This is a genomic window from Achromobacter sp. KK8, from assembly GCF_054188005.1.
Genome location: NZ_CM135178.1, coordinates 3,577,662 through 3,598,800, shown reverse-complemented (window position 1 = coordinate 3,598,800; position 21,139 = coordinate 3,577,662). Strand labels below are relative to the sequence as shown.

The 21,139-nt window shown below is 66.0% G+C and carries 18 protein-coding genes; 1 reads left to right on the top strand and 17 read right to left on the bottom strand.

The genetic code is table 11. The features are described 5' to 3' along the window. Positions 1–245 precede the first annotated feature (245 nt). The 16 genes from ACVN9Z_RS16580 to ndk form a co-directional block, all read right to left on the bottom strand. A complete protein-coding gene (locus ACVN9Z_RS16580; RefSeq protein WP_006387865.1) occupies positions 246–788 on the bottom strand; it encodes a phosphoribosyltransferase in 543 nt (180 codons plus the stop codon). A gap of 83 nt (positions 789–871) precedes the next feature. After that, positions 872–2,167, bottom strand: a complete 1,296-nt coding sequence (locus ACVN9Z_RS16575; protein ID WP_006387864.1) for an adenylosuccinate synthase — start codon at positions 2,165–2,167, stop codon at positions 872–874. Between the two features lie 76 nt (positions 2,168–2,243). Beyond that, positions 2,244–3,401, bottom strand: a complete 1,158-nt coding sequence (locus ACVN9Z_RS16570) for an ATP phosphoribosyltransferase regulatory subunit (protein ID WP_024068354.1) — start codon at positions 3,399–3,401, stop codon at positions 2,244–2,246. 258 nt (positions 3,402–3,659) lie between these two features. After that, on the bottom strand, positions 3,660–4,562 hold the full coding sequence (gene hflC, locus ACVN9Z_RS16565; protein WP_024068353.1) for a protease modulator HflC: 903 nt from the start codon (positions 4,560–4,562) through the stop codon (positions 3,660–3,662). 18 nt (positions 4,563–4,580) lie between these two features. Next, positions 4,581–5,885 (bottom strand): FtsH protease activity modulator HflK, encoded by a 1,305-nt coding sequence (gene hflK / locus ACVN9Z_RS16560; RefSeq protein WP_024068352.1) that lies wholly within the window; start codon positions 5,883–5,885, stop codon positions 4,581–4,583. Further along, entirely contained in the window at positions 5,851–6,957 is a 1,107-nt protein-coding gene (gene hflX, locus ACVN9Z_RS16555; protein WP_458212406.1) for a GTPase HflX, read from the bottom strand. Before hflX ends, hflK begins: the two co-directional genes overlap by 35 nt. A gap of 84 nt (positions 6,958–7,041) precedes the next feature. After that, positions 7,042–7,278, bottom strand: a complete 237-nt coding sequence (hfq, locus tag ACVN9Z_RS16550) for an RNA chaperone Hfq (protein WP_006218585.1) — start codon at positions 7,276–7,278, stop codon at positions 7,042–7,044. A 161-nt stretch (positions 7,279–7,439) separates the two neighbouring features. Then, on the bottom strand, positions 7,440–8,507 hold the full coding sequence (hisC, locus tag ACVN9Z_RS16545; protein WP_026383457.1) for a histidinol-phosphate transaminase: 1,068 nt from the start codon (positions 8,505–8,507) through the stop codon (positions 7,440–7,442). Positions 8,508–8,510: 3 nt separating this feature from the next. Continuing rightward, on the bottom strand, positions 8,511–9,866 hold the full coding sequence (gene der, locus ACVN9Z_RS16540; protein WP_006387858.1) for a ribosome biogenesis GTPase Der: 1,356 nt from the start codon (positions 9,864–9,866) through the stop codon (positions 8,511–8,513). A gap of 25 nt (positions 9,867–9,891) precedes the next feature. After that, complete coding sequence (bamB, locus tag ACVN9Z_RS16535; protein ID WP_020926930.1) at positions 9,892–11,052, bottom strand: outer membrane protein assembly factor BamB; 1,161 nt, start codon at positions 11,050–11,052, stop codon at positions 9,892–9,894. Between the two features lie 5 nt (positions 11,053–11,057). After that, complete coding sequence (locus ACVN9Z_RS16530) at positions 11,058–11,696, bottom strand: YfgM family protein (protein ID WP_020926929.1); 639 nt, start codon at positions 11,694–11,696, stop codon at positions 11,058–11,060. A 1-nt stretch (position 11,697) separates the two neighbouring features. Then, positions 11,698–12,984 carry a histidine--tRNA ligase gene (gene hisS / locus ACVN9Z_RS16525; protein WP_026383459.1) on the bottom strand — a complete coding sequence of 429 codons (1,287 nt, stop codon included), beginning with the start codon at positions 12,982–12,984 and terminating at the stop codon, positions 11,698–11,700. Positions 12,985–13,040: 56 nt separating this feature from the next. Beyond that, the gene (gene ispG, locus ACVN9Z_RS16520; protein WP_026383460.1) at positions 13,041–14,327 is read right to left on the bottom strand and encodes a flavodoxin-dependent (E)-4-hydroxy-3-methylbut-2-enyl-diphosphate synthase; all 1,287 of its coding nucleotides are present in this window, start codon (positions 14,325–14,327) and stop codon (positions 13,041–13,043) included. 15 nt (positions 14,328–14,342) lie between these two features. Continuing rightward, complete coding sequence (locus ACVN9Z_RS16515) at positions 14,343–14,843, bottom strand: helix-turn-helix domain-containing protein (protein ID WP_006387853.1); 501 nt, start codon at positions 14,841–14,843, stop codon at positions 14,343–14,345. Continuing rightward, a complete protein-coding gene (gene rlmN, locus ACVN9Z_RS16510) occupies positions 14,840–15,994 on the bottom strand; it encodes a 23S rRNA (adenine(2503)-C(2))-methyltransferase RlmN (RefSeq protein WP_006387852.1) in 1,155 nt (384 codons plus the stop codon). The genes ACVN9Z_RS16515 and rlmN overlap by 4 nt, the downstream gene beginning before the upstream one ends. Positions 15,995–16,034: 40 nt before the next feature. Then, positions 16,035–16,460, bottom strand: coding sequence for a nucleoside-diphosphate kinase (gene ndk / locus ACVN9Z_RS16505; protein ID WP_006387851.1), 426 nt, complete (start codon positions 16,458–16,460; stop codon positions 16,035–16,037). A 412-nt stretch (positions 16,461–16,872) separates the two neighbouring features. Here ndk and ACVN9Z_RS16500 point away from each other — a divergent pair, with 412 nt between their 5' ends. Further along, positions 16,873–19,767, top strand: coding sequence for a valine--tRNA ligase (locus ACVN9Z_RS16500; RefSeq protein WP_054449212.1), 2,895 nt, complete (start codon positions 16,873–16,875; stop codon positions 19,765–19,767). Between the two features lie 73 nt (positions 19,768–19,840). Here the strand turns inward: ACVN9Z_RS16500 and ACVN9Z_RS16495 are convergent, their stop codons facing one another. Beyond that, the gene (locus tag ACVN9Z_RS16495) at positions 19,841–21,130 is read right to left on the bottom strand and encodes an NAD(P)/FAD-dependent oxidoreductase (RefSeq protein ID WP_054499787.1); all 1,290 of its coding nucleotides are present in this window, start codon (positions 21,128–21,130) and stop codon (positions 19,841–19,843) included. Positions 21,131–21,139: the final 9 nt, after the last annotated feature.

The following is a 21,139-nucleotide window of genomic DNA, read 5'->3' as shown; positions in this document are numbered from 1 at the left end:
AAGTCCTAAAATCGGCTGGCTCTAGGGCCGGCTGGCTGCTGACTGGCAAGAGTCTCCAGGGCCGGTTGCGTTACCCAAAGACTACCTAAAGAGTAACAAGCCAAGTTCGGTTTAGCGATAACCAGCGATTCTAGCATGGTCATGGCTATTTTGACTACCGGGGGAACAGTCTGGCGCCCTGCCCTCGCACCATCATGCGGCGCATCGACGGCCAGGATTGCCAGACCATCCGTCCCCGTATGACTTCAGCCCTTGGAACCCTTGCGGATCCAGGCTTCCAGCTGGTGCGGACGCAGGCTGTCGTAATCCTCGAACGGCTGGTGGATCCAGGGGTTGGTCGGCAGCTTGTCGACGTAATAGTCGGGCTGCGCCTGGGAATGCCCCTTCCACCACAGCACGGCGCTGCGCAATTCGGTGATGTCGGCGAACTGGCTCTTGAGGTGGTCGTACACCTTCATGAACGTCTTGCCGGTATCCACCATGTCGTCCACCAGCAACACCCGCCCGGACAGCGTGCCGCGCGTGATGGTGATGAACTGCGCGATATCCATATCGCCCTGCTTGGTGCCCGCAGCTTCGCGGTAGCTGCTGGTCGCCAGAATGCCCAACGGCACATCAAAAATGCGGGACATGACGTCGCCCACGCGCATGCCACCACGCGCCAGGCACAGAATCTTATCGAACTCCCAACCGGACTGGTGCACCTGCAAGGCCAGGCGCTCGATCAAGCGGTTGTAGTCGTCCCACGTCACCCACAGATGGCTATCGTCACTGGTTGGCGCGCTCATAGGCAAGGATCTCCTGCGTGAAAATACGAAAAGGCCGCCGCCGGTAGGAGACCGGCGGCGGCCTTGCGAATGATAACCCGATGTCAGCCCTTCAGGGGATGACGCAGCACAATGGTTTCGTTGCGGTCGGGACCGGTCGACACCAGGTCTATCGGCACGCCGCAGACTTCGGCCACGCGCTCCAGGTAGCGACGGGCGGCCTCGGGCAGCTTGTCGTACTCGGTGATGCCGACGGTGGATTCGCTCCAGCCCGGCAGTTCTTCCAGCACCGGCTGGGCTTGCGCCACGGCATGCGCACCGTACGGCAGCACGTCGCGGAATTCGCCGTTGACACGGTAGCCCACGCCCAGCTGGATGGTTTCCAGGCCGTCGAGCACGTCCAGCTTGGTGATGCACAGGCCGGTGATGCCGTTCAGGCGGACCGAGCGCTTGAGCGCGGCGCCGTCGAACCAGCCGCAGCGGCGCGGACGGCCGGTGACCGAACCGAATTCCTTGCCGATGGTGGCCAGGCGGGTGCCGATCTCGTCGACCAGTTCCGTGGGGAACGGGCCCGAGCCGACGCGCGTGGTGTAGGCCTTGGTGATGCCCAGGACGTAGTCCAGCGACTGCGGACCGACGCCGGCGCCCGCCGAGGCGGCGCCAGCGACGCAGTTGCTGCTGGTGACGTACGGGTAGGTGCCGTGGTCGACGTCCAGCAGCGCGCCCTGCGCGCCTTCGAACAGCAGGCGCTTGCCTTCCTGCTGCATGGTGAACAGCGTGCTGGAGACGTCCGCGACCATCGGGGCGATCGCCGGCGCCAGCGCCATGGCCTGATCACGCACTTCGTTGGCCGAAACGGCTTCGGCGCCCAGGTACTGGGTCAGCACGAAGTTGTGGTAATCCAGCACTTCGGCGAGCTTTTCGTCGAACAGCGCGGGGTTGAACAGGTCCTGCACGCGCAGGGCGCGGCGGGCGACCTTGTCTTCGTAGGCCGGGCCGATGCCGCGACCGGTGGTGCCGATCTTGCCATCGCCCTTGCGCGCCTCACGGGCCTTGTCGACGGCCACGTGGTACGGCAGGATCAGCGGGCAGATCTCGGAGATGCGCAGACGCGAACGCACGTCCAGGCCGGCGGCCTCGAGCTCTTCGATTTCCTTGAGCAAGGCTTCCGGCGACAACACCACGCCGTTGCCGATGAAGCAGGTGACGCCGGGATGCATGATGCCCGACGGGATCAGGCGAAGAATCGTCTTCTTGCCATTGATCCACAGCGTGTGGCCGGCATTGTGACCGCCCTGGAAGCGGACCACGCCCTGGACGGATTCCGCCAGCCAATCGACGATCTTGCCCTTGCCCTCGTCACCCCACTGGGTGCCGATTACGACTACGTTCTTGCTCATGTTACGAATCAATATCGAGTTTCTCGGGAAATCCGGAAATCTCCCCGCGGCCCTCTCGTTGCCGAGAGGGAGTTAGTCACAGCGTTCTGACCGTCCAGGCGCCATCCTGCAGCGCCAGCTCGCGATCGCAAACGAATTCGTCCTGATCCTGCTCGTGACCGGGCAATACCTGAACGACGATTTCCCCTGACCGGCGCAGGCGGCGGACCGCCTCGGTCAGGGCGGGGGCTTGCCCCCAGGGCGCGCGAACCGCACGCGCCCGTTCCGCCGGCGGCAAACCCGCCGCCAGCTTGCGTAAATCCAGACTGAAGCCGGTGGCCGGACGCGCGCGTCCGAACGCCAGGCTGACATCGTCATAGCGGCCGCCGCGCACCAGCGCATCGCGCCAGCCTTCGGCGTACAGCGCGAACTTGATGCCGGAGTGGTAGCCGTAGCCATCCACGTCGGCCAGGTCGACGCCCACATCGACATTGGCCATGCCATCCACCAGCACCTGCAGCGCATCCAGCGCCGCGACGACGCCGGGCAGCAGCGGCAAATCGTGACGGGCCCGCTTCAGCACTTCGGGTCCGCCATAGAGCTTGGGCAGCAGTTGCAGCGCCTTGAGCGTTTCGGCCCGCATGCCGGCGGTGCGCGCGGCCAGTTCGGTCAGGCCCGGCACGTCTTTTTCGCGCATCAGCCGGATGACGTCCTGCGACACCGCGGCGGCGGCCGGATCGGATTCGACGATGGCGCGCAGCACGCCCGGATGGCACAACACCAGGCGCGGATTGCGCACACCGGCAATGGCCACGGTTTCCAGCACCAGCTGGACGATTTCGAGGTCGGCCTCGAAGCCCGCATGGCCGTAGATCTCGGCGCCGATCTGCAGCAGCTCGCGGCTGGACAGCAGGTCCGCCGGGCGGGCGTGCAGCACGTTGCCGCAGTAGCACAGGCGGGTCACGCCGGCGCGGTTCAACAAGTGCGCGTCGATGCGCGTGACCTGGGGAGTCATGTCGGCGCGTACCCCCAGCGTGCGGCCCGACAGCTGGTCGACCAGCTTGCAGGTACGCAGATCCAGATCGCTGCCGGTGCCGGACAGCAATGAATCGATGTACTCGACCAGGGGCGGCGCGACCAGCTCGAAGCCGTAAGTACGGTACAGATCGAGAAGTTCGCGGCGCAATTCCTCGATGCGCCGGGCCTCTGCCGGAAGTACGTCGGCAAGGCTCTCGGGCAGCAACCAGTTACCCATGAATGTTTACCTGAATAACGCCTAGAGATGCGTGGGCGTCGCCCAAACGAAAAAGCGGCTGAGGGGGCGTAAGCCCGCTCAGCCGCTGCGGAATGTTTTCTAGCTTACGCGGTATTGTACATGGTTCAGCCAGCAGCGCCAGCCGGACCATCCCCCACCGTGTAACCGTCCCCGATTGCCCTCCCGCCCATCGCGCCGGCGGAAAAAAAGCCCCTTGGAAAACCAAGGGGCCTGGGGCTGGCGCGAGCGCCGCTCGCCTTATTTGGCGGGCACGGTTACCGGAGCCAGCGCCTGTCCGGTGGGGTCCTTCATGAACTGGAAGAAGCTGGAGCTGGGGTCGACCACCAGCACGTCGCCCGGCTTCGAGAACGAGGCACGGTAGGCTTCCAGGCTCTTGTAGTACGTATAGAACTGCGGGTTCTTGCCGTAGGCCTGCGAATAGATCGCGGCGGCCGCGGCATCGCCCTCGCCCATGATCGTCTGGGCCTTGGCGTAGGCCTGGGCCACGATCACTTCGCGCTGGCGGTCGGCTTCGGCGCGGATCTTCTCGCCCTCGGCGGCGCCGATCGAGCGCAGCTCGTTGGCGACGCGGGTACGTTCGGCTTCCATGCGGCGGTACACCGATTCCGAAATCTCGGGCGCGAATTCGATGCGGCGCAGGCGCACGTCGACGATCTGCACGCCCAACGGCTCGGCGCGCTTGGCCACGTTGGTGAGGATCTCGGCCATGATCTTGTCGCGTTCGGTCGAGACCACGTCGCGCACCGTGCGCACGTTGACCGATGCGTTGAGCGCGTCGCGGATCTGCGCTTGCAGGCGTTCCTGCGCGGCGCGTTCGTTGCCGCCGAAGGTCACGTAGTACAGGCGGGGATCCGCGATGCGCCACTTGACGTACGAGTCGATCAGCAGGTTCTTCTTTTCGGAAGTCTGGATGCGCTCGGCTTCGTTGGTTTCGATGGTCAGGATGCGCTTGTCCAGCGTCACCACGTTCTGGAACGGCGGCGGCGCCTTGAAGTACAGGCCGGGCTCGCTGATGACCTTGCGCACTTCACCCAGCGAGAACACCAGGGCGTAGTCGCGCTCGCGCACCACGAACACGCAGGAAGAAAGGGCGGCCAGCACGATGAGCAGGCCGACCAGGATGGGCATAAGACGTTGCATGATCAGAAATCCTCCGGGTTAGCGCGACTGGCGGTCGCGGGGCAGCGCGTTGCTATTGCTGCTGCCGGAGGGTTGCGGAACCGGCGCCACGTTGCCGCGGAGCGGCGGCTGGGCGGGCGGATTGATCAGGGTCGACGAACCGGCGCTGCCGGCCGCGGACTTGCTGGCGTCCTGCGCGGCCAGATGCATGATCTTGTCCAGGGGCAGGTACAACATGTTGTTGTTGCTCTTGGTGTCGACCATGACCTTGCTGGCGCGGGTGAAGATCTCCTGCATGCTTTCGAGGTACATGCGCTGGCGCATGACCTGCGGCGCCTTCTCGTATTCGGCCAGGATGCTGGTGAAGCGCGCGGTATTACCCTGCGCATCGCCCGTCACCTTGGCGCGGTAGCCTTCGGCCTGCTCCATCATGCGCGAAGCCTGGCCGCTGGCCAGCGGCACGACCTGGTTGGCATAGGCCTGGCCTTCGTTGATCTGGCGTTCGCGGTCCTGGCCGGCCTTGACGGCGTCGTCGAACGCGGCCTGCACCTGTTCGGGCGGCTGCACGTTCTGGATGGCGACCGTGCTGACCTGCACGCCGGTCTGGTAGCGGTCGAGGATCTGCTGCATCAGCGCCTGGACCTGGCTGGCGACCGTGGTCCGGCCTTCGTACAGCACGAAGTCCATGGACTGCTTGCCGACCACTTCGCGCATGGCGGTTTCAGACGCCTGGCGCACGGAATCGTCCGGGTCGCGCGTCATGAAGAGGTAGTCGGGCGCGCCATCGGCACGCAGGCGGTACTGCACGACGAACTGCATGTCGACGATGTTCTCGTCCGTCGTGAGCATCAGCGCCTCGGGCAGCACCTTGTTGCGGGCGCCGCCACGGAAACCGACCTCGAACGTGCGCAGTTGCGACACGTTGACCATTTCATGGCTCTGGATGGGGTAAGGCAGGCGCCACTGGAAGCCGGCTTGCGAAGTGCTCTTGTATTTGCCGAACTGCGTGACGACGGCGACCTGGCCTTCCTGCACGATGTAGAAACCGCTGGCCGCCCAGATGCCGACCGCGACCAGGGCGATCACCCCCAGCCCGATGCGCGCACCCCGCGGTGACGGCGGCGTCATGCCGCCGCGATTGCCGCCAGGGCGATTGTTACCGCCCCCGCCCTTGCGGCCGAACAACGATCCGATGCGATTATTGAAATCGCGCCAGACCTCGTCGAGGTCGGGCGGACCGTCTCCGTTGCCTTGGGGCCGCTTGGGCGGCGGCTCGGAGCCATTATTGTTTCCACGACCCCAGCCGGGGTCATTCAGATTGAAGAGTTTGATAATTCGAGGCATTGTTTCCCACAATCTGTCCGGTCTCCGCAATTGCCCCGCGCAACGCGTCCAAACCGGCGCGCTCGGTGGCGCTTACAAATACTCGCGCAATCGTACCATGGGCATCACGCTCCGCCCGGGGTTCCAGGCCAGCGCGGTCGATCTTGTTGTATACCAGAATGGTGGGAATCGCGGCAGCGCCGATTTCGGCCAGGACCTTGTTGACCTCGAAGATCTGTTCATCGCGCTGCGGACTGGCGGCGTCGACCACATGCAGCAGCAGATCCGCGTGCACGGTCTCTTCCAGGGTGGCGCGGAACGCCGCGATCAGGTCATGCGGGAGGTCGCGGATGAAGCCCACTGTGTCCGACACCACCACATTGCCCGCCCCTTCGATCCAGATGCGACGGGTGGTCGTGTCCAGCGTGGCGAACAACTGGTCGGCGGCGTAGGTATCGGCCCGGGTCAAGGCATTGAACAATGTCGACTTGCCGGCGTTGGTGTACCCCACCAGCGACACCGACAAGGCACCGCCGCGGGCCCGCGCGCGCCGCTGCGTGACGCGCTGGCGCTCGACGCGATCGAGGCGTTCGCGCAGCGTCTTGACCTTGGCGCCGATCATGCGGCGGTCCATTTCAAGCTGGGATTCACCAGGGCCGCGCATGCCGATGCCGCCGCGCTGCCGTTCCAGGTGGCTCCACATGCGGGTCAGGCGAGTGGCCAGGTGCTGCAACTGGGCCAGCTCGACCTGCAGCTTGCCTTCGTGGCTCTTGGCGCGCAGCGCGAAGATATCCAGGATCAACGCCACGCGGTCCACCACGCGCAGGTTGAATACCCGTTCCAGGTTGCGCTGCTGGGCGGGCGACAAGGGCTGGTCGAACAGCACGATGTCGGCCAACAGCGCCTGGGCCATGCCCACGCCTTCGTCGGCCTTGCCGGAACCGATGAAGAACTTGGCGTCGGGACGGTCGCGGCGGGCCGTGAGCGTGCCGACGATTTCCGAGCCGGCGCCCTTGGCCAGCATGGCGAATTCCTCGGCGTGGGCCGTGAAGTCGGGATCACCCAGATCCACGCTGATGATCAGTGCGCGCATACATGCACCATTTTGGAGCCAAAGCGAAAATGCCCGCCGACGTCGACCGTCCGGCGGGCAATAAAAGGTACTGCGGGAGCGAGATTACTCAGCAGGGACTTCCACCTGGAAATTCACGGCGCGGGCGGGAACGACGGTGGAAATGGCGTGCTTGTAGACCATTTGCGTGACCGTGTTACGCAGCAGCACCACGTATTGGTCGAAGGATTCGATTTGCCCTTGAAGCTTGATACCGTTCACCAGGTAGATCGACACCGGCACATGATCCTTGCGCAGCGTGTTCAGGAACGGATCTTGCAGAGTTTGCCCTTTATTGCTCATTGGCCAGGCTCCATTTGTTTGTTATTGGGTGATGACGCGCTTTTTACAGGTGGGGCACGCCGAAACATGTACTCTACAGGGTTTTCCCGGCCCGTGCTACTTGTGTCGGATGCAAAAGATGACACCAGAGTTTTCCGCCGGAAAGGCCCTTCAGCCGGGGTTCAGACGACCTCGGCGAGCGCCTTCAGCAGCAACTCGCACTGGGCGTCGGTTCCCACCGTAATACGCAGAAACTGGTCGATGCGCGGCAGGCGGAAATGCCGCACGATGATGCTGCGTTCGCGCAGGCCGGCCGCCAGCTCGGCGGCGTCGCGCGACGCATGCCGGGCGAACACGAAGTTGGCGCTGGACGGCAGCACCTCGAAGCCCAGCGCCTGCAGGCCCGCCGTCATCCGCCCGCGGGTCTGGATCACCGCTTGGCGGGTCTGCTCGAAATACTCGACATCCTCGAGCGCCGCGACCGCGCCGGCCGAGGCCAGCCGATCCACGGGATAGGAGTTGAAGCTGTTCTTGACCCGCTCCAGGCCATCGATGAGTTCCGGGCTGCCCACCGCGAAACCGACCCGCAGGCCCGCCAGCGAACGCGACTTGGACAGCGTCTGGATGACCAGCAGATTGTCGTAGCGTTCGGTCAGCGGAATCACCGATTCGGCGCCGAAATCGACATAGGCCTCGTCCACCACCACCACGGTGTCCGGATTGCCGGCCACCACGCGCTCGATCTCGGCCACGCTCAACGCGCGGCCGGTGGGCGCATTGGGATTGGGGAAGATGATGGCGCCGGCCTGGCCGCGGCGGCCCGGCAGGTAGTCTTCGACGTCGATGCGGAAATCGTCGGTCAGCGGCAGGGTCTCGTAGTCGATGCCGTACAGGCCGCAATAGACCGGATAGAAGCTGTAGGTGATGTCCGGAAAGCGCAGCGGGCGTTCATGCTTGAGCAGCGCCAGAAAGGCGTGCGCCAGCACTTCGTCGGAGCCGTTGCCCACGAACACGCGCGCCGGCGCCACCCCCACCGCCTTCGCCACGGCCTGGCGCAGGTGGTCGGACGACGGATCGGGATAGAGCTTGAGCGTGTCGTCGCACGCCGCGCGGATCGCCTCGAGCACCTTGGGCGATGGCCCGTAGGGGTGCTCGTTGGTGTTCAGCTTGACCAGGTTCTGAAGCTTGGGCTGCTCGCCCGGCACATACGGACTGAGCGTCCCGACCACGGGACTCCAGAAACGGCTCATGGATCAGCTTTCCTGCGCGTAGGGGTTGTGCGAAGACTTGAATTCGATCCGCAGCGGCGTGCCGGCTAGGTCGAACGCGTTGCGGAAACGGGTTTCCAGGTAGCGGCGGTATGAATCCGGCACCGCATCCAGCGCGTTGCCGTGGATGACCACCAGCGGGGGATTCTGGCCGCCCTGGTGCGCATAGCGCATCTTGGGACGGAAGATGCCTTTGCGGGGCGGCGGCTGCTGCTCGACGGCGGCCTGCAGCTCGCGCGTCAGCTTGGGCGTGGACAGCTTGGCGAAGGCGGCGGCGTGGGCGGCATTGACCGACTTGAGCAGCGGCTTGATGCCCTGGCCGCGCAGGGCCGAAATGGTGTGCACGCGAGCGAACGACAGGAAGCGCAGCTTGCGCATGAACTCGCGCTCGATGCGTTCCTTTTCCTCGCCGTCCAGGCCATCCCACTTGTTGACGGCCACGACCACGGCGCGGCCGGTTTCCAGCACGAAGCCGGCGATGTGGGCGTCCTGCTCGGAGATCTCGGTCTGCGCGTCCAGCATCAGCAGCACCACGTTGCTGGCCTCGATGGCCTGCAGCGTCTTGATGACCGAGAACTTTTCAACCGCCTCGAACACCTTGCCGCGCTTGCGCAGGCCGGCGGTGTCGATCAGCGTGTAGCGGCGGCCGTCGCGCTCGAAGTCGATCTCGATGGCGTCGCGCGTGGTGCCGGGCATGTCGAACGCGATCACGCGCTCCTCGCCCATCAGCGTGTTGATCAGCGTGGACTTGCCGACGTTGGGACGGCCCACGATGGCCAGCTTGATGCGGTGGTCGTGCTCGCCCTCTTCGGCCGGCTCTTCTTCCTCGGCCGGCGGCTCGGCCAGGTCCTGCAGGGCCAGTTCGATCAGGTCGACGATGCCGTCGCCGTGCGCCGCCGAGATGGGATAGGGTTGCCCCAGGCCCAGCTCGTGGAATTCGGCGATGGCGGCGCCCGCCCCCATGCCCTCGGCCTTGTTCACCGCCAGCAGCACGCGTTGCTGTCCCGACTTGCGCAGCAATGTGGCGATCTCGTGGTCATGCGCGTTCAGGCCGGCGCGGGCGTCCACCAGGAACACCACGACGTCGGCCTCGGCGATGGCCTGCCGGGTCTGGCGCGCCATCTCCAGCAGGATGCCGTCCTTTGCGACCGGCTCGAAACCGCCCGTGTCGATGACGATGAAGGGGATCTCGCCCACCCTGCCCTCGCCGTAGTGGCGATCGCGGGTCAGGCCGGAAAAATCGGCCACCAGCGCGGCGCGCGATCGCGTCAGGCGATTGAATAGGGTCGATTTCCCCACATTGGGGCGGCCGACCAGGGCAACGACAGGCTTGAAAGACACGGTGTAAGGCTTTGTTCTTGAGGGTTTAGTTGGTGCCGATCAGGACGAGATTGCCATTGCCCGTCTGGACCAGCACACCTTGGGAAGTCGTCTGCGGCGGCGAGACCACGGCGCCACCGCCCACGGACAGGCGCGCCATCAGGCTGCCATCGCTGCGCGACAGGAAATGCACGTAACCGTCCAGGTCGCCGACCGCGAGCGCGCCGCCCAGCAGGGCCGGAGCGGTGAGCTGGCGGTTCTTCAGCGCGGCCTGCTTCCAGACGTTGCCGCCGTTGTCGAGCGCGAAAGCGTTGACCACGCTGTTCTGGTCGGCCGAATAGGCAAAGCGCTGATCCAGGACCATGCCGCTGACGCTGGAGAAGTCCTTGGCCCAGATCGGACGGCCGCCGGCCGTGACGTCAAAGCACACGATACGCCCTTGATAGGCCACCGCGCAAAGCAGGTTGCCCGCAATCTGGGGCGAGCCGACCACGTCGGTCAGGCGCTCCAGGTCGCTGGCGCCGCGCGGGGTGGCGACGGTGCCTTCCCATTGCACGTTGCCGCTGTCGGAGGCAATGGCCATCAATTTGCCGCCCGGCAGGCCGGTGATGACGAGGCCTTCGGCCAGCACCATCTGCGCAGCGCTGCGCAGGGCCAGCGCCGGGCCGGGGCGCTGCACGCTCCAGAGGCGTTCGCCGTTGTTGGCATCGAAGGCCTGGATGCGGTAGTCGCCGCTGCGGACCACGACGATGCCATACCCCACAACCGGCGAGATATTGACGTCGCTGGTGGCGCGCACCTTCCACTTGACCTTGCCGCTGTCGTCGAATGCGACCACGTCGCCATCGGGCGAAGCCACGGCGGTGGTGGTGCCGTCGCTGCCGGCGCCCGCCGTCAGCTTCACGCCCGCCTGCGACTTCCAGATGGGACGGCCGCTTTGCAGGTCGAACTTGCCGACCGAACCATCAGGGGTGGCGGCGTAGATCGCATTGTTCAGCACGGTGGGCGCGAAGCCCAGGCCGGAGCCACTGCCGATCGAGGTCGACCAGACCTGGCGCACCGACATGCCGGCCTTGTATTCAGTCAGGGGAGCGGGGTCGTAACGGCCATCGTCATGGGAAAACAGGCCGCAGCCGCCCAGGGCCAACAGGCCCGTCAGGCATACCGCGCCACGCCACGTCGTACGACCAAAAGCAAATTTACGCATTACAGTCACGCTCCGCTCAGGGCATCCAGTTTCAGTTGCACGACCTGGGTCAGCGGATTCGCCGTGCCCAGGCCATCGATGGCGCTTTGCCACGCGGCACGCGCTTCATCGCGCTTGCCTTGCGCCGCGAGGATATCGCCGCGGCGGTCGGCGAACAAGGCGGCAAAGGCGGCCGGCGCATTGTTCAGCTGTCCCAGCGCGGCGTCGTACTGCTTCTGGTCGAGCAACAGGCCCGCCAGGCGCAGCCGGGCGACGGCCTGCATCGAGGGGTTCTTGGACTGGCCGGCCAGCCATTCAAGCTGCTGGCGCGCGCCGTCGACGTCCTTCTGGGCCTGCAGCGCCTGGGCCGCCACCAGCGCGCCGCGGGTGGCGTAGCCGGTCGAGCCGTATTGCTCGCGCAGGGTCGCCGCGGCGGCCTTGATGCGCACCGACGAATCGGCGCCGCCCAGGCGGGCCGCGTCTTCAAGCGCCTCGAAATAGCCCATGGCCTGGTTGGCCTTGTGCGATTGGTAGGCCTTGGCGCCCCACCAGCCGCCCCAGGCCAGCGCCACAGCGGCCACCAGCAGCATCACCAGGGTGCCGTAGCGGGCCCACCAAGCCTTGATCGCGTCGAGTTTTTCCTGTTCTTCCAGATCGTATGCCATGCTAACCCTTGAGATTCAATACGTCGGCCAAGCCCGCCAACGGGACTTGCTGCTGCGCGCCATCGCCTTGGGCGTCGGCGCGCAGGAACTTGATGCTGGCGGTCTGCGAAGCCACTTCATCGGCGCCAAGGATAACCGCAACCCGGGCGCCGCTGGCGTCCGCGCGCTTGAATTGGGACTTGAAGCTGGCGGCGCCGGCATGCACCACCACCGCCAGGCCGGCGTCGCGCAGGTCTTCGCCGACGCGCGCGGCCAGGCGCTGCGCGTCTTCGCCCTGGTGCACGACATAGACATCGCACTCGGCCGGCGCTTCGACCTGCACGCTCTGTTCCCACAGGTCCAGCAGGCGCTCCATGCCGATGGCGAAGCCCACGGCCGGCGCGGGCTTGCCGCCCAGCAGTTCGATCAGGCCGTCATAGCGGCCGCCGCCGCACACCGTACCCTGGGAACCCAGGCGGTCGGTGACCCATTCGAAGACGGTCAGGTTGTAGTAGTCGAGCCCGCGCACCAGGCGCGGGTTGAGGCGGTATTCGATGCCGGCGTCGGTCAGGCGCTGGCACACGCCGTCGAAGTGCGCGCGCGATTCCTCGCCCAGGAAGTCGAACAGGCGCGGGGCGCTGTCGGCCATTTCCTGCATGGCGGGGTTCTTGGTGTCCAGCACGCGCAGCGGGTTGGTATACAGGCGGCGCTTGCCGTCCTCGTCCAGGATGTCGACGTGCTTTTCCAGGTGCGCGATCAGCGCGGCGCGGTGCGCGGCCCGCTCGGCCGGCTGGCCCAGCGAGTTCAGTTCCAGGCGCACGTCGGTCAGGCCCAGCAGCTTCCACAGGCGGGCCAGCATGACGATCAGTTCGGCGTCCACGTCGGGACCGGCGAAGCCCAGCGCCTCGACGTCGATCTGGTGGAACTGGCGGTAGCGGCCGCGCTGCGGGCGCTCGTGGCGGAACACCGGGCCGATCGAATAGACGCGCTGCGGGCGGTCGTACAGCAGGTTGTGCTCGATTGAGGCGCGCACGATGCCGGCGGTCATCTCGGGCCGCATGGTCAGCGATTCGCCATTGAGCGCATCGGTGAACGTGTACATCTCTTTTTCGACGATGTCGGTCACTTCGCCGATGCCGCGCGTGAACAGGCGCGTATGCTCAAGCACGGGCGTACGCACGTTGCGATAGCCATAGCCGCGCAGCCAGCCGCGCACGATTTCCTCGAATTGCTCCCAGCGGGCGCTGGGCCCTGGCAGCAGGTCGTTCATGCCGCGGATGGCGGCGACTTTCTGGAAAGCTTGAGTCATCTTGATCATGCCGCCCCGCGCGCCGGCAAGCGCGCCTCGCGGCCACACCCTTTCTTTTAATGAGAGGCGAGCGCGCCGTAGCGGCGCGCGACGTAGTCTTCAACGATGGCCTGGAATTCTTCGGCGATATGGTCGCCCTTCAGGGTGACCGTGCGCTCGCCGTCGACGAACACTGGCGCGGCCGGCACCTCGCCGGTGCCCGGCAGGCTGATACCGATGTCCGCGTGGCGGCTTTCGCCAGGCCCGTTGACCACACAGCCCATGACCGCGACGTTCATGCTTTCGACGCCGGGGTACTGGGCGCGCCACACCGGCATCTGCCGGCGCAGGTAGGACTGGATGCTATCGGCCAGTTCCTGGAAGAACGTGCTGCTGGTGCGGCCACAACCGGGGCAGGCCACCACCATGGGCGTGAACGCGCGCAGGCCCATGGTCTGCAGGATTTCCTGCGCCACCACGGCCTCGCGGCCGCGGTCGCCGCCGGGTTCCGGCGTCAGCGAGATACGGATGGTGTCGCCGATGCCCTGCTGCAGCAGCACGGCCAGCGCGGCGGTCGAGGCGACGATGCCCTTGCTGCCCATGCCGGCTTCGGTCAGGCCCAGGTGCAGCGGATAGTCGCAGCGCGCCGACAGGTCGCGGTAGACCGCGATCAGGTCCTGCACGTGGCTGACCTTGCACGACAGGATGATGGCGTCGCGGCGCAGGCCGAGTTCCTCGGCGCGCTGGGCGTTGCTGATGGCGGACACCACCAGCGCGTCGCGCATCACCGCCTGCGCTTCCCAGGGCTGGGCGCGGCGGCTGTTCTCGTCCATCTTGCGCGCCATCAGCTCGTGATCCAGGCTGCCCCAGTTCACGCCGATGCGCACCGGCTTGTCGTAGCGGCAGGCCACCTCGATCATCTGGGCGAAGTTGTCGTCGCGGCGCTTGCCGCCGCCCATGTTGCCGGGATTGATGCGGTACTTGGACAGCGCCTGGGCGCAATCCGGGAATTGCGTCAGCAGCTTGTGGCCGTTGTAGTGGAAGTCGCCCACCAGCGGCACATCCACGCCCATGCGGTCGAGCTGCTCGCGGATCGCCATCACTTCCCTGGCGGCTTCGGGCGTATTGACCGTGATGCGCACCATCTCGGAGCCGGCCTGCGCCAGTTCCTTGACCTGGATCGCCGTGGCGATGGCGTCGGCGGTGTCGGTGTTGGTCATGGACTGCACCACCACCGGCGCATCGCCGCCGATCATGACCGTGCGGTCGCCCCACTTCACCGCCACCGAACGCGTGGCGCGGCGGGGAGCCGCGCCCACGGAGGGCGGCGGCGCATCCTGGCAAGGCAGAGAGGAATCTTGCATCGGCGAAACCGGTATTTACTTGGACAGCTTGGGAAGCCAGTCGAACGCCAGCCATTGCTGCGGCAGCCAGCCCTGCCAGAAGGCATAGGCGACGCCGGCGGCAAGCACCAGCACGATGGCGATCAGCCAGCCCCAGGAGGTCGACGACGCGCGATCGTCGTCGGCGCCGGACTGGGGAATCGAATGCGCCGAATGCAGCGCGCCCGGACTCAGCTTGACCGGGCCGGTGACGCGGGCCTTGGGGTCGAGCGAGTCGACGATCGCCTGGGAATCGGCGCCCAGCATGCGGGCATAGTTGCGGATCAGGCCGCGCAGCGACACACCGGTGGGCAGTTCGCCCCACTGCTCGTTTTCCAGCGCCTCGATCTGCTTGGCCGAAAACTTGATGCGGCTGGACACTTCATCGAGCGACCAGCCCTTGGATTGGCGCAGCGTGCGCAGCGCCGAGCCCACATTGCCCGAACCGCCCGCGCTCGCGGGCGTCTCTGAAACTGCAGAAGCGATATCCTGCGTCATGCATGCACCTGTCTAATTGGTATGGTCTGGCGCTGCGCGGCGTTCCGCTCGGTGATGCGGGTACGGTCGCGCACTTCTCCAGCCAGTTGACCACAAGCGGCGTCGATATCGTCCCCCCGGGTCTTGCGCACCGTCGTGATGATGCCGGCGTCCATCAGACGCTGGGCGAACACCTTGACGCGGGCCGAAGGCGAACGCTTCAGGCCGGAGGCGGGGAAGGGATTGAACGGGATCAGGTTCAGCTTGCAGCGGATCTGGCGGGCAATGTGTATCAGTTCCCTGGCGTGCTGGTCGGTGTCGTTGATGCCATCCAGCATGCAGTATTCAAACGTGATGAAGTCGCGCGGCGCGAAAGCCAGGTAGCGTTCGCACGCGGCCAGCAACTCCTTCAGCGGGTATTTCTTGTTCAGCGGCACCAGCTCGTCGCGCAGCGCGTCGTTGGGCGCATGCAGCGACACGGCCAGCGCCACCGGACAGTCCTGCGACAGGCGGTCCATCATCGGCACGACGCCGGAGGTCGACACCGTGACGCGGCGGCGCGACAGGCCATAGGCGTTGTCGTCGAGCATCAGGCGCAGGGCCGGCAGCACCTGGTCGTAGTTGAGCAGGGGCTCGCCCATGCCCATCATGACGACGTTGCTGATGACGCGGGTATCGTCGGTGGCGCGGGCGCTTTCCAGGCGCGCGGTGCCGATGTCGGCTTCCAGCACGCGCTTGGCCCACCACAGCTGGCCGATGATCTCGCTGGTCTTGAGGTTGCGGTTGAACCCCTGGTGGCCGGTCGAGCAGAAACGGCAGTTCACCACGCAGCCAGCCTGGCTGGAGATGCACAAGGTGCCGCGGTCGTCTTCAGGAATGAAGACGGTTTCGATGGCGTTGCCCTGGCCCACGTCGAACAGCCACTTGCGGGTGCCGTCGGACGAGCGTTGCTCGGTATTGACGGCCAGCGCCTCGATGACGCAACGCGACGCCAGCTGGCCGCGGAAATCGCGGGCCAGGTCGGTCATGGCGTCGAACGAATCGGCGCCGCGCTGGTGCATCCAGCGCTGCAGCTGGCGGGCGCGAAACGGCTTGCCGCCCCACTGCCCGACGAGTTCGGACAGGGCGGAGCCGTCCAGCCCCAGCAGATTGATTCGTTCGACGGATTCCATGACCTGGTATTGCTATGACGCTAAAACGATTTCCTGGAAATCAACGGCTGTGGATGTTGATTTCGGGGAAGAAGAAAGCCACTTCGACAGCGGCCGTTTCCGGCGCGTCCGAGCCGTGCACGGCGTTGGCGTCGATGCTGTCGGCGAAGTCGGCGCGGATGGTGCCCGGGGCGGCCTTCTTGGGGTCGGTGGCGCCCATCAGGTCGCGGTTCTTCTGGATGGCGTCTTCGCCTTCCAGCACTTGCACGAACACGGGGCCCGAGACCATGAAGTCGACCAGGTCCTTGAAGAAGGGGCGCTCTTTGTGCACGGCGTAGAAACGCTCGGCGTCGGCGCGCGACAGCTGGGCCAGGCGGGCGGCGATGACCTTCAGGCCGGCTTGCTCGAAGCGGGCGACGATCTGGCCGATGACGTTCTTGGCGACGGCGTCGGGCTTGATGATCGAGAGGGTGCGTTGGACGGACATGGGAACTCCAAAAACGGATTGCTGACTGGTTTCTATGATTGCCTGGCGTGGCCTGCGCTTGTCGGTGTCACCCTTCAAGCGGCAGCGCGCCATGGGCGCGCAAGCGACTCGGACCCGCTGTGTCACGACAGCGTGTTCCGGGCCGTCCCGGCCGCCTGTGCCAAGGCGGGGATTCGACACTGCCTACCCTTCGGAGTTATCCCGCATTGAATGTTCGCTCGGTCCATTGTGCTGAAATCCTCAGCGTTTTTTCAATGAACTTTTGGCGAAACCTCAATGAATTCAGGGACTTCTAAAAGGTTTACAGTAACCCGGTATTCTAACACGCCGATACGACCGCATTACATCTTAAAATGAGCGGTTTGCTTGCCCGTTTCCATCGACCGGGCGCCCTGTCTGCCGGAACCCTGTAATGACTCAAGCCGCTCCCCCGAACGCCGCGCCCGCCGCGACCGACTCCCCGGAACTCTCCAAGAGCTTCGAACCCGCCGAACTCGAATCCCGCTGGTACGCCGAGTGGGACAAGCGCGGCTACTTCGCCGCCGGGTCGCACGTAAAAACAGGGACGGAAGCGCAACCCTACGTCATCCAGTTCCCGCCGCCCAATGTGACGGGCACGCTGCACATGGGCCACGCGTTCAACCAGACCATCATGGATGGCCTGATCCGCTACCACCGCATGCTGGGCGACGACACCGTCTTCATTCCGGGGACGGACCACGCCGGTATCGCCACGCAGATCGTGGTTGAAAGACAGCTCGACGCCCAGAAGGTTTCGCGCCACGACCTCGGCCGCGAGAAATTCCTCGAGAAAGTGTGGGAATGGAAGGAAAAATCGGGCAGCACCATCACCGGCCAGGTGCGCCGGCTGGGCGCCTCCGCCGACTGGCCGCGCGAATACTTCACCATGGACGAACGCATGTCGCGCGGCGTGGTGGAAACCTTCGTGCGCCTGCACAAACAGGGCCTGATCTACCGCGGCAAGCGCCTGGTCAACTGGGACCCCAAACTGCTGACGGCCGTGTCCGACCTGGAAGTCCTGTCGGAAGAGACCGATGGCCACATGTGGCACATCCTCTACCCCTTCGTCGACGGTCCGCAGACCATCGTCGACAAGGACGGCCAGACGGTCACCCTGCGCGGCATGACCATCGCCACCACCCGCCCCGAGACCATGCTGGCCGACGGCGCGCTGTGCGTGCACCCCGAAGACCCGCGCTACAAGCACCTGGTCGGCAAGGAAGTCGAGCTGCCGCTGTGCGACCGCAACATCCCCATCATCGCGGATGACTTCGTCGACCCTGAATTCGGCACCGGTTGCGTCAAGATCACCGGCGCGCACGACTTCAACGACTACGCCTGCGCGATGCGCCACGACCTGCCGCTGATCGTGATCTTCACGCTCGACGCGCACATCAACGAGAACGGTCCCAAGCAGTTCCAGGGCATGGAGCGCTACGAGGCCCGCAAGGCCGTGGTCGCCCAGCTGGAAGCCGAGGGCTACCTGGTCAAGGTCGAGCCGCACAAGATGATGCAGCCCAAGGGCGACCGCACCGGCGTCGTGCTCGAGCCCATGCTGACCGACCAGTGGTTCGTCGCCATGAGCAAGCCGGCCCCCGAGGGCACGCTCAATCCGGGCAAGAGCATCACCGAAGTGGCGCTGGAAGTCGTGGCCGACGGCCGCATCCAGTTCTACCCGGACAACTGGACCACCATCTACAACCAGTGGCTCAACAACATCCAGGATTGGTGCATTTCGCGCCAGCTGTGGTGGGGCCACCAGATTCCCGCCTGGTACGCGGAAGACGGCCAGGTGTTCGTCGCCCACGACGAAGCCGAAGCCATCCAGCAGGCCCGCGCCGCCGGCGTCACCGGCGAGCTCAAGCGCGATCCGGACGTGCTCGACACGTGGTTCTCCTCGGGCCTGGCGCCCTTCACGACCCTCGGCTGGCCCGACCAGACGCCCGACCTGGAACGCTACCTGCCGTCCAGCGTGCTGGTCACCGGCTTCGACATCATCTTCTTCTGGGTTGCGCGCATGGTCATGCTGACCACGCACCTGACCGGCAAGATCCCGTTCAAGCACGTCTACATGCACGGCCTGATCCGCGACGCCGACGGCCAGAAGATGAGCAAGTCCAAGGGCAACACGCTCGATCCGATCGACCTGATCGACGGCATCGACCTGGATGGCCTGGTGGCCAAGCGCACCTACGGCCTGATGAACCCCAAGCAGGCCGGCGCCATCGAAAAGGCCACGCGCCGCCAGTATCCGGACGGCATCCCCGCCTTCGGCGCCGACGCGCTGCGCTTCACCATGGCCGCCTACGCGACCCTGGGCCGCAACATCAACTTCGACCTGAAGCGCTGCGAGGGCTACCGCAACTTCTGCAACAAGCTCTGGAACGCCACCCGTTTCGTGTTGATGAACACCGAAGGCCACGACCTGACCGGTGCGGACGCTGGCGAAACCTCCTTCGTCGACCGCTGGATCGTCAGCCAGCTGCAGGCGCTGGAAGCCGACGTGGCGCGCGGCTTCGCCGACTACCGCTTCGACAACGTCGCCAACGCGCTGTACCGCTACGTCTGGGACGAATACTGCGACTGGTACCTGGAACTGGCCAAGGTGCAGATCCAGACCGGCACGCCGGCCCAGCAGCTGGGCACGCGCCGCACGCTGATCCGCGTGCTGGAGGGCGTGCTGCGCCTGGCCCACCCGATCATTCCGTTCATCACGGAAGAACTGTGGCAGAAGGTCTCGGTGGTGGCCGGCAAGCGCAAGCAGGGCGTGGCCGACAGCGTCAGCGTGCAGCCGTTCCCGCAGGCCAACCCGGCCGCCGTGGACACCGCCGCCGAAGCGGACGTCGCCGAATTGAAGGCCCAGGTCGAGGCCGTGCGCGCGCTGCGCGGCGAGATGAACCTGTCGCCGGCCCAGAAGGTGCCGCTGTGCGCCCAGGGCGATGCGCCCACGCTGACGCGCAACGCCCCCTACCTGGCCGCGCTGGCCAAGCTCAGCCAGGTCGACGTGCTGGACACCCTGCCCGACGCTGGCGCGCCGGTGCAGGTGGTGGGCGCGAGCCGCCTGATGCTGCACGTCGAGATCGACGTGGCGGCCGAGCGCGTGCGCCTGGACAAGGAAATCGCCCGCCTGGAAGGCGAGATCGCCAAGGCCAACGGCAAACTGTCCAACGCCAGCTTCGTCGAGCGCGCCCCGGCCGCCGTGGTCGAGCAGGAAAAAGCCCGCATGGCGCAATTCGGCGAGACGCTGCAAAAGGTGCGTGAACAGCGCGGCAAGCTGGGCAACTGATCGCCAGACTGGCGCCCATGCAAAGCCCCGGACGGCGTCCGGGGCTTTTTTTCGCCCGCGCGATCCTGCCTGCCTACACCCCGCCGTCGGTCATGCGATACCACGTGACCACCGCGTTGACGTACAGGCGACGCAAACCATACAGCGGGAACGGCTTCACCGGCGACAGCGGCACCGGCAGCGCCTTGGCATCGCCGCTGACCAGGTATTGCGCCATGGCGCGGCCCATGCTGGTCTGCAGGCCCACGCCGCGCCCCTGGCAGCCGATATCCACCAGCAAGCCGGGCTGCGGTTCGTGCAGGTGCGGCAGGTAGTCGCGGGTGATGGCCACGCGGCCGCACCAGCGGTACTCGAACGGCGTGCCCGCCACCTGCGGGAACATCTTCACCATCACCCGCTCCAGGTGGGCCCAGTCCTGCGGGCCCTTGGGCTCGCGGAAGGGTCCGCGCCCGCCCATCAGCAGCCGCCCCTGGTGATCGAGACGGAAATACAGCAGCAGGTTGCGGGTATCGGACGTGACGTGGCCTTCCGGAAAGATGCCCGCGCGCAGCCGCTCCGGCAAGGGCGTGGTGGCCACCTGGAAGGTATTGGCGTCGATGATGGAGGGTTTCAGGCCGGGCAGCAGGTCGGCGCCGTAGGCATTGGTGCACATCACCACCCGATCGGCGGTCACGCTGGGGCCACCAGCGGTGGTGGCGGTCCACTTGCCGCCGTCGCGCTTGAACCCGGTAACGGGCGTGTCGGTATGGATCACGGCGCCGGCGTTCAAGGCGGCGCGCGCCAGTCCGCGGGCATAGCTCAGCGGCTGCACCGCGCCCGCGCGCCGGTCGACCCAGCCGCCCAGGTAGCGATCGGTGCCGATCAGGCGAGCCACCTGCGCCTTGTCCAGCGGTTGCGCGTCGGCGCCATGGCGCGCCCATTGCGCGGCGCGGGCGTGCGCCAGCTCCAGCGCCGCGGGGTTGTGCGCACCCTGGATCCAGCCATTGCGCACGTGCGGCACATCCATCGCGTGCCGCTCGATCAGGTTGAAGACCGAATCGGCGGTGGCGCCGGCGAAGCGCACGAGGCGCTCACCGCGCTCGCCGCCGAACATCGCGATCAGCGCGTCAGGATCGTATTTCAGGCCGGGAATGACCTGGCCGCCGTTGCGCCCCGAGCCGCCAAAGCCGATCTCGCGCGCCTCCAGCAACACCACGCGCACGCCCTGCTCGGCCAGGTGCAGGGCGGTGCTAAGGCCGGCGTAGCCACCGCCCACCACCAGCACATCGGCCTGCGTGGACTGCGCCAGCGGCTGCGTGTCCGGCGGCGCCGCCGCGGTGGCGGCCCAGAGCGACGGGGAAAGCGGAAACGGCGTCTGCGACATGATGGTTCC